The following is a 16741-nucleotide window of genomic DNA, read 5'->3' as shown; positions in this document are numbered from 1 at the left end:
TTCGATACGATGAAAAATTTATACCTTTCCGTCCTGTACGGGTTCGCCGCCATGCTGAGCCTGAACAGCACCCACGCCGCCGAAGCCAAAGCCGACGAGCACTCCCATGAAGAGGGTGCAGCCGGCCACGCCGAAGAAGAACACGCCGACCACGACCACGAGGCCGAAGACGAACACCAGCACACGCACGCCGAATCCGGCCAGCCGGTACAGCTCAAGCTGGATGCCAAGGCTATCCACTCCCTCGACATGCGCTTTGAAAAGGCCGGAGCCGCTTCGGACGAAGCGAACCAAACCATCCACGGGCAAATGGTCATTCCGCCCCACGCGGTCGAAACCTACGCACTGCCGTCTCCGGGCCGCGTCACCTTCCATGTCAAATCGGCCCAGAACGTACACAAGGGAGACCTGCTCTACACGCTGGCCTCGCCCGACATCGTGGAGATGCAGGGCAATGTCGCCATGGCCCGGGCCGCTCTGGACCGTGCAACCGCCGAGCTGGACGCCCTCCAGCAGCGCCGCACGCGGCTGGAACAGATCGGCACGCAAAACAGCGAGCTGAACACCTCCATCAGCTTCAAGCAAGCGGAAGTCAACAGCCTGTCCACCGCGCTCACATCCGCCACGGACAAGCTCGGCATCGCCACGGCGGGAGGAGAGCTGAAAGACCGCATCCTCCAGATCCAAGCCGCGCGCGACGGCTCCGTACAATCCATCGACCTCAACCAGGGCGCATGGGGCGAGCAGGGAAAAGCGGCGCTGCTGATGACCAATGCCGGTGAACTCGAATTCGCCGCCACCGTCTACGGCTCCGTCCCCATGCAGCGTCAAAAGGCAAGGCTCGCGCTGGGCAACGGCAAAAATACCGAAATGCTCGACGGCACCTTGCGGGTAGCGGATCAGATTGATCCGGCGACCGGATCCCGCGCCGTCTACTTCGCCCCCTCCCGGCTCCCGGCCACGGCCTACGCCGGACAACCCGCCCGGCTCGACCTGTACTCCCGCGATGCCGATGCGCACGACTACATCTCCGTGCCCAACAGCGCGGTCGTCAAAGTAGGCGTGGACGATGTCGTCTTCCTGAAAACGGGCGACGACACCTTCACCATGATGAAGGTGGAAACCCTGCCGTCCCGCCTGGGCAAAACCCCGGTCAGGGGCATCGAGCCCGGCCAAACCATCGTCACCAAAGGCGGCTACGAGCTGAAATACATCCTCCCGGCAGCCGGAGGCGCACCCGCTAAAGCGGCAGGCCACTTCCATGCCGACGGCAAATTTCACGACGGAAAAGACTAACCTCCACAGGACAAGCACATGAATTTCCTCATTTCATTCTGCCTGAACAACAGAATCACCGTCATCCTGCTGACGATCGCACTGGCCGTCATCGGCATCTTTGTAATCAAAAACACTCCGGTGGACGTGTTCCCGGAGCTGAAAGTTCCGCGCGTCACCATCCAGACGGAATCCTCCGGCCTGACCGCCGAAGAAGTAGAGCAGTACATCACCATACCCATCTCCTCCGCCATGAACGGCACGGCGGGAGTCAAAGCCGTCCGCAACTCCTCCGGCAACGGCCTCTCCTTCGTCTGGGTGGACTTCGACTGGGATACGGACATCTACCGCGCCCGGCAGATCGTCACGGAACGCCTCGCCGCCGTACGCGACTCCCTGCCTGAAGGCGTATCCCCGGAGCTGACGCCCATCGTCTCCGTCACCGGTGAAATCATGCTCATCGCCCTGACCGGAGACAAGGACACCTCGCCGCTCGACATGCGCCAACTGGCCGAATACAAACTGCGGAACAGGCTGCTCGGCATACCCGGCGTCGGGCAAATCACCGTCCTCGGCGGCCGTCTGCCGGAATACCAGATCCTCTACGATCCCAACAGGCTCAAGCAGAACAAAGTCGATCTGAACGAACTGAAAACGGCCATCACCGAATCCCAGTCCACCATCCCGGCGGGCTATCTGGAAGACGTCGCCGGGCAGGAACTGCCCATCCAGCAGGACTCCCGCATGATGAATCTGGAGCAGATACGGCGCGCCATCCTCCCCGGGCACCCCTCCGGCACCATCCGAGTTGAAGACGTCGCCAGCGTCAGCATCGACGGCGCACCCCGCCGGGGCGACGCAGGCTTCATGCAGGAAGACGCCGTCATCCTCTCCATCCAGAAAGTGCCGGGAGCCAACACGCTCGCGCTGACTCAGGCCGTCGACGACGCCGTGAAGGAATTCAGCCAAAGCCAGCTCCCCAAGGGCATGAAGCTGCATACCAATGCGTACCGCCAGTCGGACTTCATTGAAATGTCGCTGGAAAACGGCATGGAAACGCTGCTCATCGCCGGAGCCGTCGTCATGATCGTCCTCTTCCTCACGCTCCTGAACGTACGCACCGCCCTCATCACGCTGATCTCCATGCCCCTCTCCGTCCTCTTCGGCATGGCGATGTTCCCCCTCTTCGGGCTGGCCATCAACATCATGACGCTGGGCGGCCTCGCCGTCGCCGTGGGCGATGTGGTGGACAACGCCATCATCTTCGTGGAAATCGCATGGCGGCACCTGAACCGCAATGCCGCCCTGCCTCCGGAACAGCGCAAGAGCAAATACGAAGTCCTGATGAAAGCCAAGGGAGAAATCATCGGCTCCATCTCCTTCTCCTCCGTCATCATCCTGCTCGTCTTCACACCGGTACTCTTCCTGTCCGGGCTGGAAGGCCAGTTCTTCCGCCCGCTGGGCATCTCCTACATGCTGGCCCTGCTGGCATCCCTGATCGTAGCCGTCACCATCACCCCGGTCTTATGCTACATCTGGTTCAAGAAAAGCAAGAATGAAGCCACGCGGGAAAGCGGAGACTCCTTCAGCGCACGCCTCATCAAGCGCGTGTACACGCCTCTGCTCGACCTCTGCATGAAATTCTCCAAAACCGTATGCGCCGTCATGGCCGCCATCACCCTGCTGGCGCTCTGGCTCGGCTCCTCCTTCGGCACGAGTTTCCTGCCCCCGTTCAATGAAGACTGCTACACCGTCTTCGTCAGCACCGTACCCGGCACCTCGCTGGACGAAACCACGCGCATCTCCCGGCAGGCGATGAAAGACATCCAGCATATCCCCGGCGTACTCAGCGTCGCACAGCGCACCGGACGCGCGGAAAACGATGCGCATGCGGAACCCGTGAGCGCCTCCGAACTCCTCGTCCGCGTGGACCTGAAGCAGGACCAGAAAAAACTGCGGGAAGAAATCAAAAAACGCATCGACAACATCCCCGGCACAAGCTCCATGATCGGCTACCCGCTGGCGCACCGCATCAGCTCCGCCCTGTCCGGTTCCAACTCGGAAATCGCCATCAACATCTACGGCACGGACCTCCCCCAGCTGCGCCTCGCCGCGCAAAAGGCACGGGAAATCCTGAGCAGCATGCCGGAAGTGGCCGATGCCCGCGCCAACCGTGAAATCATGGTCGACACCGTCCGCATCCAGTACAACCCGGAAGCGCTCGCGGCCTACGGCCTCACCATGGCCAACGCAGCGGAACAGGTCTCCACCGCCATGAACGGGCAGAAACTCGGTGAAGTCATCAAAAACCAGGACCACTGGAACATCGTACTCCGGCAGGAACCCAACCTGCGCGCCTCCATGGACGACGTCAAAAATCTGGAACTCATCAGCCCGGACAAGAGAAGCGTCAAGCTGGACGATGTCGCTCACGTATACAAGGAGGAAATATCCAACCTCATCCTGCGCGACAACACCATGCGCAAAGCCATGATCTCCTGCAACCCCGCCCCGGACTCCAACCTCGGAGACCTGGCGCAGGCATGCCGCGAGAAACTGGACCCCGTCATGAACGCCATGGGTTGCACCGTGGACTACGACGGCACGATCAAGGCCCGCGAATCCGCCTCCCAGCGGCTCTACCTTCTGGGCTCCATCGTCATGGTACTCATCGTCCTCCTGCTCTCCTCCGCACTGGGCAGCGTGCGGCGCGCCATGCTCACGCTGGTCAACATCCCCCTGTGCCTCGTCGGCGGCATCGTCGCCGTCTTCCTCGCATCGCCGGAAACCCTGTCCTCCCTCTTCGGAGACTCCTACATTCCGCCCATCCTCTCCGTCGCGTCCATTGTCGGCTTCGTCACCGTCATCGGCTTCGCCATACGCAGCGGCCTCATCCTGCTCAACAGGTACAGGGATCTGGAGCATCAGGGCCGCTCGCTGGAAGACGCCATCCGGGAAGGCTCGCAGGAACGCGTCGTCCCCATCATCATGACCTCGCTGACCACCGTACTGGGCCTCCTGCCCCTTATCTGGGCGATCGACAAACCCGGCGGCGAACTGCTCGGCCCGCTCGCCATCGTGCAATTCGGCGGCCTCGTCTCCGCCACCATCCTGAACCTGCTCATCATCCCCGCCACAGCCAAGCTGTTCGGCCGCTGGATCTCGGCACGCCGCAAGGAACTGATCAAGAAAGACGTCTGATCGGACTAGCCGCCACCCGCTTCACGCCCCCGCCCCAGCGGCAGGGGGCGTTTTTCGTCGACGCCGCCCATCTCATCCCCTTCACACACTCGCATAATAGACATGTAAAAAACGGATTACGTATCCGCGAGTCAACAATAAAAACTAACATTATACAACATTCTCATTGTTTTCACTGTAGAAACGACCCGCATCTCTACCTGTGGAAACCTGCATATTCATGAAAAACGCAACATATTTACCTCAAATGATTGGCAATTTCACACACAACAGCGGATACGTAATCCGGCATACTTCTTCCGGCGGCTTCCTTCTCTGAAACAACCGCACTGCATACCGACCAAACATCAACATCCATAGCCATGAACATCCTTCACCTCTCTATTCTCTCATTGCTGAGCTCCGGAACCCTCCTGCCTGCGGCCCAATTCTCCAGCGAAACGGAATGGGAATGCCTCATCAACTTCCAACGCGACGCCACAGGCACTCCATCCGGCAACTCATGGAACAATCTGAGCCTCGTGGCAACGCCGGGTTCTACATTCAACCAATCGATACACAACTCATCCGGCACATCCGTCGGCACGCTGACGACCACCACTCTCGTTGCCACTGGCGCAGGCCCCGACTGGAAACCGGGCGCCTCCAATCTCACAGACGGCAATCTGCTTCCGGCCGGCATCAGCGGCCCGGCGGGCTATGAAACGGCAGCAATCCAAAGCTTCTGGAATGCAAACAGCTACGCCAACCCCACAACCATCACGATTACCGGTTTGAGCGCAGGCTGGTATGCTCTGGACGTACTGGGCGCACGCAACAACGGCAATCTGGCAGGCGCCATGTCCCTGAGCGCCAGCTGCGATTCCATTACCTACTATTCCATGGGTTCCACCGGAGGGGCGGCATCCGGCACATGGTCGGCGGCCTCCACGCTGGCAAATGCCACCACGGTCGATCCCTTCGGGTTCATCGGCGGCAACCACAGCAGCGCCAACAACGGTTCCGCCGTGTACGCCTCCTTCCAGGGCTTTTACATTGAAGACGGCGGTTCGCTGACTCTGACCATGTACTCCAGTTCCAACACGGAGGGAGGAGGCGTCGCCAATAACAACTCGGCTCTCAACTACATGGTGCTTTCCAAATACGGCGCAATACCCGAACCGGCAGAGGCCAGCCTGTGCCTTGCCGGGCTGGGCCTTCTGGCATGGCGGCGAAGGCGCGCATGAAAACGGCAACCGAATCCGTTCTTTCTTATCCCTCTGCACGGTTATCCGGCAGAGGGATTTTCGCATCGTCAACACACCGCATTCATCTCATCACCATCATTTTATATATTATCCAAAATAATACGAATCTTGAAAATAAAACATATATTCAACACTAAAAACGGATTATTAATCCGTAATGTTTTATGATATTTATAATAAACTTTTTTTCATTGGATTGAATTATTTTTTGATATTTCAATCAACATGAAACCTTACCTTTTCCAATCTGACAATTTCCATGAATGATTGAAATGTGAAGCAGATGAGTTTTACCGCTTGACAGCGGATTAATAATCTGCGATTCTGATCCTGTCGCGCACTGTAAAATATTATTGGCGCGGCAGCATCTTACCAATGCATCTGCTTGATCATATGAAAAAAACACTTCTCTTCGTCTCCCTGCTCTCTCTGTTTGGAGGAACACAAGCTTTCGCTCGTGTGCAGGAAACACGCATCAATTTCACGGCCGGAGGCGCCGCTGCCAATGCCAGCACGCCGGCTGCCACAGTCACCATGGATTGGTGGAATGATGTGTCAATTACCACAGGAGGCCCGGCTGTCCGCCCATCCGGCACGGCAATCGACGGTCTCTCTCTCATGGATACACAGGGGGTCACAACACGCTATACCTTCGGCTATACCAAAACGGGTTCGGCCGGTATCTGGGGTTATAATGTTCACACGTCCCCCGTCAACCCCAATTATAACGTTCCCGAACAATACCGCTCCGGCTACATGCCCGGCGGCAACAACGGCACGATTTCCAAATACTCCGTCTCTGGATTTACTGTCGGCGATACGCTCGACCTGGCTTTCGGCGGCCTTGTCAACGACGGCACCATTACGACCCAACAAAACCGTTACGTCATTACCATTACTGGTGCGACGATCGCCAACATCAATAACGACTCGGAAATCTATTTCAGCAAAACGACCGCTTCCTCCTGGAGCACATCCGGCAACTCGATCACGCTGACAATCGGCGACGGCAATACCTATGCTCAAGCCGGATTCGCCGCCATGCTCTCCGGCCTGACCATGACGAGCAACACACTCGACATCCAGATCGATGCCAGAAATAAAACCACAGGCGGCGTTGCCAGCGGCAGCGGTGCGACGTACGGCCTGTCATACATGTCGATCATCCCCGAACCGGCCACGGCCAGCCTCAGCCTCCTCGGCCTTGCCGTGCTGACGCTCCGTCGCCGTCGCAAGTAAACATCTCTACAGGAAACATCCGTTCCAATACACCCCCTCCAAGGTGCCCGTCACTCTGGAGGGGGTTTTTATGATGTGGTTCCAGCCGATTGCGCGGCACGGCTTCTGCTGCATGGTTGTACCGGGCAGTTCGTCCATGCAATCCGGATTTTTCAAAAGCCGAAGAGCAGAAAAGAAAAAAGATTCTCAATCTATTCAATTCCAATTTAAAACGCAATGAATAGATCATATTTTACATACATCTTTCAATATTTTCCTTCACAAATCAAAAAAAATATTGACAAGATGAAAGCTTATCCTTAATCTACAATCAAGATTGCTATTACTGCAATTTGTTTACAATAAAACAACATATTATCATTCACTCCTCTGACATATGAAGAAAACACTGATTTTCGCAACGCTTCTCTCCGTGTTCGGCAGCACGGCCTCACTGGCACGCGTGCAGGAAACACGCATCTACTTCACAGACGGAGGAACGGCTGCCAACACGAGCACTCCCGCAGCTACCGTTACCATGGACTGGTGGAACAAAGCGGCCATTGCCACCGGAACTCCGACTGTGCGTCCCAACAATACGACCATCCAGGGACTCTCTCTGATGGATACTCAGGGAGTTACCTCGCGCTACACCTTCGGCTATACCAAAACGGGGTCGGCCGGCATCTGGTCGTACAACAACCAGACTATTCCTGTCAACCCCCATTACAATGTTCCCGCTGCATACCGCACGAGTGGTGCTGTCGGAGGCAATAATGGCACCATTTCCACCTACTCCGTTTCGGGATTCTCTGTCGGCGAGACGATCGACCTGGCCTTCGGCGGCCTCGTCAACGACATGTCCGGTTACAGCAACCGCTACGTCATTACCATCACAGGAGCAGCAATCGCAAACATCAATTCCGATACGGAGCTCTATTGCAGCAACACCACGGCCTCTTCATGGAGCACAAACGGAAATTCCGTCACTCTGGTATTGGGCAACGGAACATCTTCCGCACAAACGGGATTCGCCGCCATGCTTTCCGGCCTGACCATGACTGGCAATAAGCTCTCCATCCAAATCGATGCCCGTACAGGTACAGGCGGAGCAGCCGCTACCGGCGGCGGCTCTTCCTACGGGCTGTCCTACATGTCCGTCATTCCCGAACCGGCTACGGCCAGCCTCAGCCTCCTCGGCCTCGCAGCGATGGCATTCCGCCGCCGCCGCAACGCATAATTTCTCCGGAAAAACATCTCTCTATGCCGCCCTTCAGGATGCTCCGCGTCTTGGAGGGTGTTTTGCATGGCGGAAGCCGCCCTCCTGCCCGCAACGCACGCACACGGCAAATGCGTCACAAACGGCTTTTCCGTTGACTCGCCCGAGCCGCGGGCGGTATAATATCCATTGATGAAGATTTCCCGTTCTTTGACGATACCGGCACTGGCGGCGGCAGCCCTTTGCTCCTCCTGCCAGTGGACACAGGACCGCCCCGACGAAGCCTTCATGGCGCAGGATTCGGGCACGGGCGCCTATCAGGGAACCTCCGCTCTGCGGCAGGCCGCCCAAAACTGCACGGCCATCGGCATCGCCAGGGCCGGAGGCGGCATGCACATCCTTTCTCCGGAAGATACGGCGGCCATGCGCTCCGTGCTGCAGAACGCGAAGGCGCGTTCCCGGAAAGCCGATTCAGTCACCGACTTTTTCGGGGAAAGCTGGAACCGCCTGCTTCTGCTGGGCAGCAAGGGCGAAGTGCTGGACAGCGTCGGCATCTGGCTCACGCCGCTCGATGCGCCCAACCGGTATGAGCTCAACTGCACCGTCTCCTTCTTCGGCAAAGAGGCGCGCAGCCGTTTTCTGGAACTGGTCAAGCCGTATCTGGGCAGTAAGGGAGCCCATGTGCAGCCCGAGGAATAATCACCCCGGGCTGTCCGCTCCTAGGACAGGCAGCTGATGATGATCTTCGCGAAAACGGTCATCAAAATCAAGGCCGCCGGATAGGCCGTCGCATAGCTGACGACGGGGCTGTGCGCATCCGTCTTGCTGGTGATGGCCCCGAGCGCGGGCGTGGATGTCATGCTGCCGCAAATGCCGCCGAGGGATTCCAGCAGATTCAGCTTGAGAAGCTTCGTCGCCACGAAATACCCGATCAGCATCGGAATGAAGGTGATGGCCACACCGACGAGGAAAATGCTCAGGCCGGATGTTTGCAATGTGCTGACGAGTTCCGCACCGCCCTTCACCCCAGCCCAGGCCAGGAACAGAATGAGGCCGAATTCCATCAGCAGCGTGCGCGTAGGGCGAGGAATATAGCCGACGATCGGCCCCACATGGCCGAAGTGGCCGAGAATCAGCGCAACGATCAGCGGGCCGCCCGCCATGCCGAGCGAAAAGGAGGAATCCGTGCCGAAGCTGAACTTCAGCGAACCGAGCAGGATGCCGAGCGCAATACCCCCGGCCAGGGAAAGAATATCCGTCGCATTGATGGCCGTGCTCCGGTGGCCGACGGCCTTCTTGAAAGCTTCGATGTTGGCGGGTTCGCCGACGACCGTCAGAATATCGTTGCGGATGATGGTCGTATCCGGCGTCGGAACGAACGAGAAGCCGAGTCGGCTGATGCGGGAAATCGTCACGCCGTATTTCTGGAGCGTGCGGAGTTCGCGGAGCGTGTGGCCGCAGAATTTCTTCTTCAGGGCGATCACTTCCGTACGTTCGCGTTCGGAATTGCGGGGGTAGTTGTGGTCCTGAAGTACGCCCAGCATCAGGGCTTCGCGTTCGATGTCCTCACGTGCGCCGACGAGCAGTATCTTCGTTCCCGGCTCGAACTTGTCTCCGGGCGAAAGCGGCACGAGGCGGTCGTTCTTCACGATGCGGGTCATGCGGCAGTCCATGCGGTCGGTCACTTCGTGCGCATCGATGGTATGCCCGAGGAGCTGTTCGTTCGTGACGGAGACAAGGCGGGAAATGATCTTTTTCGGGTCCTTGTGGGGATCGATAGCCGTCGCATCCTGTGAAATGTCCGTCTTCAGAATGCGGGGCAGAAGCTGGACGAACAACACCACGCCGACGACGCCGAAGGGATAGGCAATGCCGTATCCGATATTCACGCTGCCGGAATTGTGCATCGCTTCCGCGGCTGCGGCCAATGCGGGCGTACTGGTGCAGGCTCCGGCGAACATCCCCGCAGCCACGCCCGGATCGATGCCGCAGGCATAGCACAGGCCGATGGTCACAGCCGCCGCCAGCGTGACGACGATAATCGCCAGCAACGCCAGTTTGTTGCCCGACTGGACGAGAGAACCGAAGAAGCGGTTGCCCACGCTGAGGCCCACGCAGTAAACGAACAGAGCCGTCGCCATGCCGCTGATGCCGTCCGGCACATGCAGGCCGAAATGCCCGGCCGCCAGCGCAACGAAAAGCACGCCCGAACTGCCGAGCGAAAGGCCGCAGATTTTGATATTGCCCAGCAGGAGCCCTGCAAACAGGATTCCAAAGAGAACGAATGTCGAATTGGTCAGGAGATCATCCATAATGTATCGGTCTGTCTTAGCGGTATTGTTCTTCGGGGAAGTTGCGGTAGCCGAGGGGAAGAGGGGAAAGGGAATCGAGCATGGCGCGGTCGTAACGGCGGGAAGGGCCATCCATGCGGCCGGGCGTCCGGTCCGTATGAAAATAATGCTGAAGGTAATAGGTGCCCATGTATCCGCGATCCCGTATCTCGTGCGCCATCGTCAGGATATCCTCCTCCCGGAGGAGGTCCGGATGGCAGGTCGTGCGTATCTCATGAGAAGGGCAAAAATGCAAGATTAACCCGAGACATTTTTCAAATTGTGAGAACAGGCTTCTGCCGTCCGGAAGGCGCGGGCTGCCATACGCCGGGGTTTTGTGATCGAGAGCAACGTAATCGACCAGTTTTTCGCGCAGCAGAAGTTCGAGCCGTTCGGGATTGCTGCCGTTCGTATCGAGTTTGACGAGGTAGCCCATGCTCCTGATTTCACGGCACATATCTTCAATGCCCGGACTCAGCGACGCTTCGCCGCCGGACAGAACGACGGCATCGAGAAATCCTTTTCTCTCCCGCAGGAAATCGCGGAAATCCTTCCGGGTGTTCCCTCCCGAACCGAACAGATGCGTATTGTAGCAATAGGGGCACCGCAGATTGCATCCGCGGAACCAGAAGATGCAGGCGGCCTTGCCGGGATAGTCGAGCAGAGTAAGCGGGGTAATGTCCGCCGGTTCTTTCATCATGGGGGAAAACGGTTTGAGTTTCCGAATGAACCGGGGAAACGGAAGGGACTTCGCAACCCTTCCGCTCCCCCGGGATCAACACACTATAACCACCTAAGGGGATCATGCCGGAGGCGCGCTTCGCTCGCGCCGCAGCGCAGTGGCAGGTGTCGATCCGCCCGGAATGCCGGAAAGCCGATATTTCCCGGCATCGGGGAGAATGGTCAAGCCTGATACTGCTCCCCGCGGTCGCAGGGGCAGCCGGGTTCGACGAAATGCACGCGGTCGTGGAATTCGCCCTGCTTGCCCGCATTGAAGGTTTCCACCGGACGGTGGTAACCCATCACGCGGGTGTAGACGGTGCACTTCGTGCGCTCGTCGCGGTATCGTTCGAGTATGTCTTTATCGCTCATTGGATGGAGTATTCTATTGTTTGGAAGATCTTTCCCTTCAATTGCCGAAGGGAAGCAGCGGCTGCTCTTCGCGCCGCACGCGGGCGACCAGTTCCTCGTCGCAAAGGGGGCAGAATTCGTGGTTGCCCTTCAGGTAGCCGTGTTTGGCACAGACGGAGAAGAGGGGAGTCACCGTCAGATACGGCAGCCGGAAGCGCGTCAGCACCTTCCGCACGATGTCGCGGCACGCCTCGGGGGAGGAGATGGCCTCGCTCATGTACATGTGGAACACGGTGCCTCCGGTATAGCTGCATTGCAGCTTGTCCTGCATCTGCAAAGCCTTGTACAGATCCGCCGTGTAGTCGACGGGCAGCTGCGAACTGTTCGTGTAGTAGCGGTGGCCGGGAGGGCCTGCCTGCAGGATTTCCGGGAAACGCCTGGCATCTTCGCGGGCGAAACGGTGTGTCGTCCCTTCGGCGGGAGTCGCTTCGAGATTGTACAGATTGCCCGTCTCCTCCTGATAGCCGCGTATCCGTATACGCATGAATTCCAGCACTTCCACCGCCAGAGCGGCGCCCTCTTCCGAGGCGATGTCCATCGAATCGCCCGAGAAGTTGCGCAGCATTTCGTTCATTCCGTTGATGCCGATCGTGGAAAAGTGGTTCCTCAGGTGCGGCAGATACCGCTTCGTGTAGGGATACAACCCCCGGTCATACAGCTCCTGAATGAAGACGCGCTTCTTTTCCAGCGTACTGCGCGCCATATCCATCAGCTCGCCGAGCTGCTTGAAGAGAAGCTCCCGGTTGCCCTTGTACAGGTAGCCGAGCCGGGCCAGATTGATCGTCACCACGCCGATGGAACCCGTCATCTCCGCCGAGCCGAACAGGCCTCCGCCGCGCTTGAGCAGCTCGCGCAGATCGAGCTGCAGGCGGCAGCACATGGAACGCACGGCATCCGGCTTGTAGGCATCGTCGTCCGGCACGCGCTCGCCCTTATCGTTCACCGTGTACTGGCTGCCGATGAAGTTCTGGAAATAGGAAGAACCGATGCGGGCCGCATTCTCGAAAAGCAGCGGCACATTCTCCCCTTCCCAATCGAAATCCTCTGTGATGTTCACCGTCGGAATCGGGAAAGTGAACGGCTGCCCCGTACTGTCACCTTCGGTCAACACCTCATAAAAAGCCTTGTTGATGAGATTCATCTCCGGCTGGAAATGCTTGTACGTCATCGCTTCCGGCGAATCCGCCCCACGTTCGGCGGCACGAGCGTTCAGCACCTCATCGTCCAACCCGGCCAGCAAATGGCCGCCGCCGGAGAAAGGAATCTGCTCGCGCAGATCGCGCGGCACCGTCCAGTCGATCGTCACATTCGTGAAGGGGGACTGCCCCCAGCGAGAGGGCACGTTCAGATTGTACACGAAACTGCGGAGATCCTTCTTCACGCGCTCGAAGCTCAACCTGTCGCGGAACACATAGGGGGCCAGATACGTATCGAACGAGCTGAAAGCCTGCGCCCCAGCCCACTCGCTCTGCAAGATGCCGAGGAAATTGGCCATCTGCCCCAGAGCTTCGCGGAAATGGCGCGGCGGGCGACTGTTGACACGGCTGCGGACTCCGTTGAACCCCTCGTTCAGCAGGTTGCGGAGGCTCCACCCGGCGCAGTAGCCCGTAAGGCAGTCGAGATCATGGATATGAATATCCCCGTTGCGGTGCGCCGCTCCCTCTTCGGGGGAATACACCTGATCGAGCCAGTAGTTCGCGATCACCTTGCCTGCCGTATTATTGATCAGCCCGGCGTTGGAATACGTCGTATTGGAATTGGCGGCAATGCGCCAGTCCGTCTGTCCCACGTACTCTTCCACCGTCTGGCGGCAGTCCACGAACGTATTGCCGTGGTACACGCTCCCCACCTGCTCGCGCTGCAGCTTGTGCAGGAAGCGGTATTTGATGAAATTGCGCGCCGTCTCGAAAGCTCCTTCCTGAAAAAGGGCCATCTCGATCATATCCTGCACCTTCTCCACGGCGATGAAATCCTCGCCTTTCAATTGCTCGAGTACTCGAGTGTAAACCAGCGGATTGTATGGCTCGTGCGAAGCATGGAACGCCTTTTCGATGGCCTGCTGAATCTTGTAGGACTCGAAGTTCTCGCGTTTCCCGTTGCGTTTGATGATAGAAGGCATGGTGGTGTGAATGCTGCACCCCGCTGGCACAAAGATACGGGACTTCACACCCTCCGCCCCCCGGAAACGAACAGCCCCTCACGGAAGCTGCGGCCATGAGGGGGTACAAACGGGTAAAACCGTATGTCTATCATGTCGCGAGATAGTGATACTCTTGCTCCGGGTCGTCTCCCGACTGATGGCTTCTGCGAGCCAATCACGGTAGCGCGTCTGTGGAGGATTCCCACCCCCTTCCGTTACCCGGACGCTGGAACGGACTGTAGCACCGCCTTCACGGCCCCGCAAGCACAAAATACGGTTTTGTTCAAAAAATAATTCCATGCAGTACAACATACCGCTTCACAATAGGCTATGAGCAACAACATGTTGTATTCACCACAAACATGCATCGTTCACGCAAGGGGTAGAACCAACAAAAAGACTTACTCTACCAAACGTGAGCGACTCATCCACAATTCTATTCGATCATCGCTACAGACGACGGCCCACATCGTTACCCGAACCAACAAAAACAGAAATAAAACATCCCCTCAAAACGGTATGCGTCTTGAAGGGATGACAAAAGCAAGAACGACCATTTTAACGCCGCCTGCGAAGCATCAGCGTAGAAAGTCCGAAAAGCCCCAAAACCGCGGTCGATGGCTCCGGAACCTGCGAAACATCCATCCGAATCACCGACGCGAAACTTGTGGAAAATCCGCCCGTATTCGTGTATAGCCCCTCCCCTGCCGGATAGCCAGAGCTGGGCGGTACACTTGTACCCATTGTCGCTACCTTAATGCCTTGCTGCTGTCCGGTATTCCCAACCGTCGACGAACTTGTCCATCCGCTGGCATCGGAAATACTGGTGAAAAGGAATGTGTAGGTCTCTGTCGTATCCAAAAGCAAACCGTCTGCAAAACTCCATGTTCCTGTACCATTATCATTGTTTTTAACAGATGTAAACCCGACCACATTTGATGTGCCTGCCGTGGTAGGATCGCCGCTCAGAACAATCAAATTGAATAGAGTCGTATTGCGGAGGGTAATGGAAAGCGAATTTAGCAACACGTTTGCCGGCAAAGAGGCCCGGCTGCCATCACCGCCTTGTATGGTTGGGAAAAACCAGTCGGACCCCATGCCGAAGACAAATCCGCGCACATACGCATTATTAGTGTTAGAGGACATGTTCGCCTGTCCTGTTTTGTCGGCATTTGCCGTCACCAGATCGTAGGATGCCGCCGTAGCGGACATGGAAAACGCGGACAGGCACGAAATAAAAGCACAAATTATTCTTTTCATATAAATGTAAATTAAACCTCGCTCTTTATACGGATTCACAATCTGTTGTGCATAAAAAATATATATACCTCAGACAGCAAATACGATTTGCAATATATAACAAATAGTTGGCATCGCCGCCTTTATGATAACCAATTCTCCCTACCGATTAAGACTAATGAATAATTTGCATGAAATTTGTTTTTTGATTGACGTACGGATTGTGAATCCGCAAATCAATCAATAGCAATACAAACATATTCAATATAAAAAATATGCAGCATCATCTGCCAGAAAAACTGGTTGCAAAAAAGCCCGGCACCGTTTCCAGTGCCAGGCAGCGTTACACCTCAGAAATTGGCAGAACATACTATATAAATAGTATGTAATTATGATGAATAATGCAAGAAAAAACATTCCCCTTCCTAATATTTGTCCACAAAAATATTCCCCGAATGGATGACGAATCAAGGAGGCGTTCTGAAGCTCACTTCCATGATCCGATCTGCCGAGACTGTCACGCACGAATGCCATGCCTCTGCACTCGAAACACCAATTATCCATAACAGTTATCTAACGTTAGAAATACTTCGAACATCATCATTGCATGATGTTACGACAACTTTCTATCCTTGGATGCTCCATCCTTGCTCTTTCCGGCTGCAAAGACAAGGCCAGGCCGATGGAAATGCCCGAATTCACCGTCGAAGTGGCGACTCCCGTACGCGGCGATGTCGCCGAATTCCGGCAGTGGGTCGGCAGGCTCGACGGCATGGTGGACGCTGAAATCCTCCCACAGGTGACGGGTTATGTGAAGGAACGCCTTTTTGAAAACGGGCAATCCGTCAAAAAAGGCGATGTCCTGTACCGCCTTGACGATGTACAGTACCGCGAAGCCCTGCAGCGAGCCGAAAACAATGCCGTCGAAGCCGAAGCGAACCTGGTCAAGGCAAAGAAGGATCTCGACTTCTACGAACCGCTCGTCAAAAACGGCTCGGTCTCCCGCCAATCCTACCAGGATGCTCTGCAGGCCTACCGGGCCGCCGAAGCATCGCTGGCTGCGGCCAAATCCTCCGTCGCCCTCGCCAAAACGAACGTCGATTACTGTGTACTCACCGCTCCCGTGGACGGCATCGCCGGCTTCGCACAGGCGGAAGTCGGCGACTACGTAGCACCGAACAGCCAACCGATGGTACTCGTCAGCTCCTTTGACCCCATCCGCATCTACTTCGACATCAGCGAACAGGACTGGCTGAACCAGAACGGTCCGAAAGGCCCGCTCGGCCCCGGGGCTCAGGTGAGCCTCATCCTCTCCAACGGTTCCGGATACCCCGGCCATGCCACCGTCACCGGAGTGAACAACACCGTCTCCACCTCCACCGGCAGCCTCAAGCTGGAAGCCCGCGCCGCCAATCCCGATGCGCTGCTGAGGCCCGGCATGTACGTCAACGTCCGCGCCAAAACAAAGGAAATCAAGGATGCGCTCCTCGTCCCGGCAGAATCCATCGTCACCATTCAGGGGCAAAACATGGTCATCGCCGTCGATGACAAAGGCCGGCCACATGTCGTCCCCATCGTCAAGGGTCTTCCACAGGGAGACAAGGTATCCGTCACCGGAGACATCGGCCCTGACACCGTCATCGTCGTCACGGGCACCCAGCAAGCCCTCATGACCATGGAGGGCCGAGGCAAACTGAAAACCGTGCCTCAGCAACCGACCGCCTGATCCCGCACCTCCTCG

12 protein-coding genes and 1 riboswitch are annotated in these 16741 nt (G+C 57.1%); of the genes, 7 read left to right on the top strand and 5 right to left on the bottom strand.

The window, feature by feature from the left end; all coding sequences use genetic code 11:
• The first annotated feature begins 9 nt into the window (after positions 1 to 9).
• From PYTT_RS07140 to PYTT_RS07115, 6 genes are all read left to right on the top strand, one after another.
• Positions 10 to 1296: an efflux RND transporter periplasmic adaptor subunit gene (locus tag PYTT_RS07140; protein ID WP_067771571.1), complete on the top strand. Its 1287-nt coding sequence runs from the start codon at positions 10 to 12 to the stop codon at positions 1294 to 1296.
• A gap of 18 nt (positions 1297 to 1314) precedes the next feature.
• Positions 1315 to 4476, top strand: a complete 3162-nt coding sequence (locus tag PYTT_RS07135) for an efflux RND transporter permease subunit (protein ID WP_067771574.1) — start codon at positions 1315 to 1317, stop codon at positions 4474 to 4476.
• A gap of 362 nt (positions 4477 to 4838) precedes the next feature.
• Positions 4839 to 5702 (top strand): PEP-CTERM sorting domain-containing protein, encoded by an 864-nt coding sequence (locus PYTT_RS07130; RefSeq protein ID WP_067771577.1) that lies wholly within the window; start codon positions 4839 to 4841, stop codon positions 5700 to 5702.
• Between the two features lie 414 nt (positions 5703 to 6116).
• Positions 6117 to 6962, top strand: a complete 846-nt coding sequence (locus PYTT_RS07125; RefSeq protein ID WP_067771580.1) for a PEP-CTERM sorting domain-containing protein — start codon at positions 6117 to 6119, stop codon at positions 6960 to 6962.
• 376 nt (positions 6963 to 7338) lie between these two features.
• On the top strand, positions 7339 to 8181 hold the full coding sequence (locus PYTT_RS07120) for a PEP-CTERM sorting domain-containing protein (protein WP_067771583.1): 843 nt from the start codon (positions 7339 to 7341) through the stop codon (positions 8179 to 8181).
• 171 nt (positions 8182 to 8352) lie between these two features.
• Positions 8353 to 8859, top strand: coding sequence for a hypothetical protein (locus tag PYTT_RS07115; RefSeq protein ID WP_067771586.1), 507 nt, complete (start codon positions 8353 to 8355; stop codon positions 8857 to 8859).
• A gap of 20 nt (positions 8860 to 8879) precedes the next feature.
• On the opposite strand, the gene PYTT_RS07110 is transcribed toward PYTT_RS07115, so the two are convergent.
• The 5 genes from PYTT_RS07110 to PYTT_RS07090 all read right to left on the bottom strand — a co-directional run bounded on the left by PYTT_RS07110 (position 8880) and on the right by PYTT_RS07090 (position 15021).
• Positions 8880 to 10472, bottom strand: coding sequence for an aspartate:alanine exchanger family transporter (locus PYTT_RS07110; protein ID WP_067771590.1), 1593 nt, complete (start codon positions 10470 to 10472; stop codon positions 8880 to 8882).
• Positions 10473 to 10488: 16 nt separating this feature from the next.
• Complete coding sequence (locus tag PYTT_RS07105) at positions 10489 to 11190, bottom strand: anaerobic ribonucleoside-triphosphate reductase activating protein (RefSeq protein ID WP_083076292.1); 702 nt, start codon at positions 11188 to 11190, stop codon at positions 10489 to 10491.
• Positions 11191 to 11393: 203 nt separating this feature from the next.
• The gene (nrdD, locus tag PYTT_RS07100; protein ID WP_067771593.1) at positions 11394 to 11582 is read right to left on the bottom strand and encodes an anaerobic ribonucleoside-triphosphate reductase; all 189 of its coding nucleotides are present in this window, start codon (positions 11580 to 11582) and stop codon (positions 11394 to 11396) included.
• A gap of 37 nt (positions 11583 to 11619) precedes the next feature.
• Positions 11620 to 13740, bottom strand: a complete 2121-nt coding sequence (locus PYTT_RS07095; protein WP_067771596.1) for a ribonucleoside triphosphate reductase — start codon at positions 13738 to 13740, stop codon at positions 11620 to 11622.
• A gap of 144 nt (positions 13741 to 13884) precedes the next feature.
• Positions 13885 to 14039, bottom strand: a riboswitch (cobalamin riboswitch).
• A 280-nt stretch (positions 14040 to 14319) separates the two neighbouring features.
• The gene (locus PYTT_RS07090; RefSeq protein WP_071133361.1) at positions 14320 to 15021 is read right to left on the bottom strand and encodes a PEP-CTERM sorting domain-containing protein; all 702 of its coding nucleotides are present in this window, start codon (positions 15019 to 15021) and stop codon (positions 14320 to 14322) included.
• A 586-nt stretch (positions 15022 to 15607) separates the two neighbouring features.
• Here PYTT_RS07090 and PYTT_RS07085 point away from each other — a divergent pair.
• Entirely contained in the window at positions 15608 to 16726 is a 1119-nt protein-coding gene (locus PYTT_RS07085) for an efflux RND transporter periplasmic adaptor subunit (protein WP_071133360.1), read from the top strand.
• The last annotated feature ends 15 nt before the right edge of the window (positions 16727 to 16741 follow it).

Source organism: Neoakkermansia glycaniphila (assembly GCF_900097105.1).
GTDB lineage: Bacteria > Verrucomicrobiota > Verrucomicrobiia > Verrucomicrobiales > Akkermansiaceae > Akkermansia > Akkermansia glycaniphila.
This window is presented reverse-complemented; position numbering and strand designations above follow the sequence as displayed.

Excerpts from the sequence above, each read along its gene's own strand:
- PYTT_RS07135 (WP_067771574.1), top strand. The coding sequence starts at position 1,315 with ATGAATTTCCTCATTTCATTCTGCCTGAACAACAGAATCACCGTCATC.
- PYTT_RS07125 (WP_067771580.1), top strand. The coding sequence starts at position 6,117 with ATGAAAAAAACACTTCTCTTCGTCTCCCTGCTCTCTCTGTTTGGAGGA.
- PYTT_RS07115 (WP_067771586.1), top strand. The coding sequence starts at position 8,353 with ATGAAGATTTCCCGTTCTTTGACGATACCGGCACTGGCGGCGGCAGCC.
- PYTT_RS07090 (WP_071133361.1), bottom strand. The coding sequence starts at position 15,021 with ATGAAAAGAATAATTTGTGCTTTTATTTCGTGCCTGTCCGCGTTTTCC.
- PYTT_RS07105 (WP_083076292.1), bottom strand. The coding sequence starts at position 11,190 with ATGATGAAAGAACCGGCGGACATTACCCCGCTTACTCTGCTCGACTAT.
- PYTT_RS07085 (WP_071133360.1), top strand. The coding sequence starts at position 15,608 with ATGATGTTACGACAACTTTCTATCCTTGGATGCTCCATCCTTGCTCTT.
- PYTT_RS07130 (WP_067771577.1), top strand. The coding sequence starts at position 4,839 with ATGAACATCCTTCACCTCTCTATTCTCTCATTGCTGAGCTCCGGAACC.
- PYTT_RS07140 (WP_067771571.1), top strand. The coding sequence starts at position 10 with ATGAAAAATTTATACCTTTCCGTCCTGTACGGGTTCGCCGCCATGCTG.
- PYTT_RS07095 (WP_067771596.1), bottom strand. The coding sequence starts at position 13,740 with ATGCCTTCTATCATCAAACGCAACGGGAAACGCGAGAACTTCGAGTCC.
- PYTT_RS07110 (WP_067771590.1), bottom strand. The coding sequence starts at position 10,472 with ATGGATGATCTCCTGACCAATTCGACATTCGTTCTCTTTGGAATCCTG.
- PYTT_RS07120 (WP_067771583.1), top strand. The coding sequence starts at position 7,339 with ATGAAGAAAACACTGATTTTCGCAACGCTTCTCTCCGTGTTCGGCAGC.
- nrdD (WP_067771593.1), bottom strand. The coding sequence starts at position 11,582 with ATGAGCGATAAAGACATACTCGAACGATACCGCGACGAGCGCACGAAG.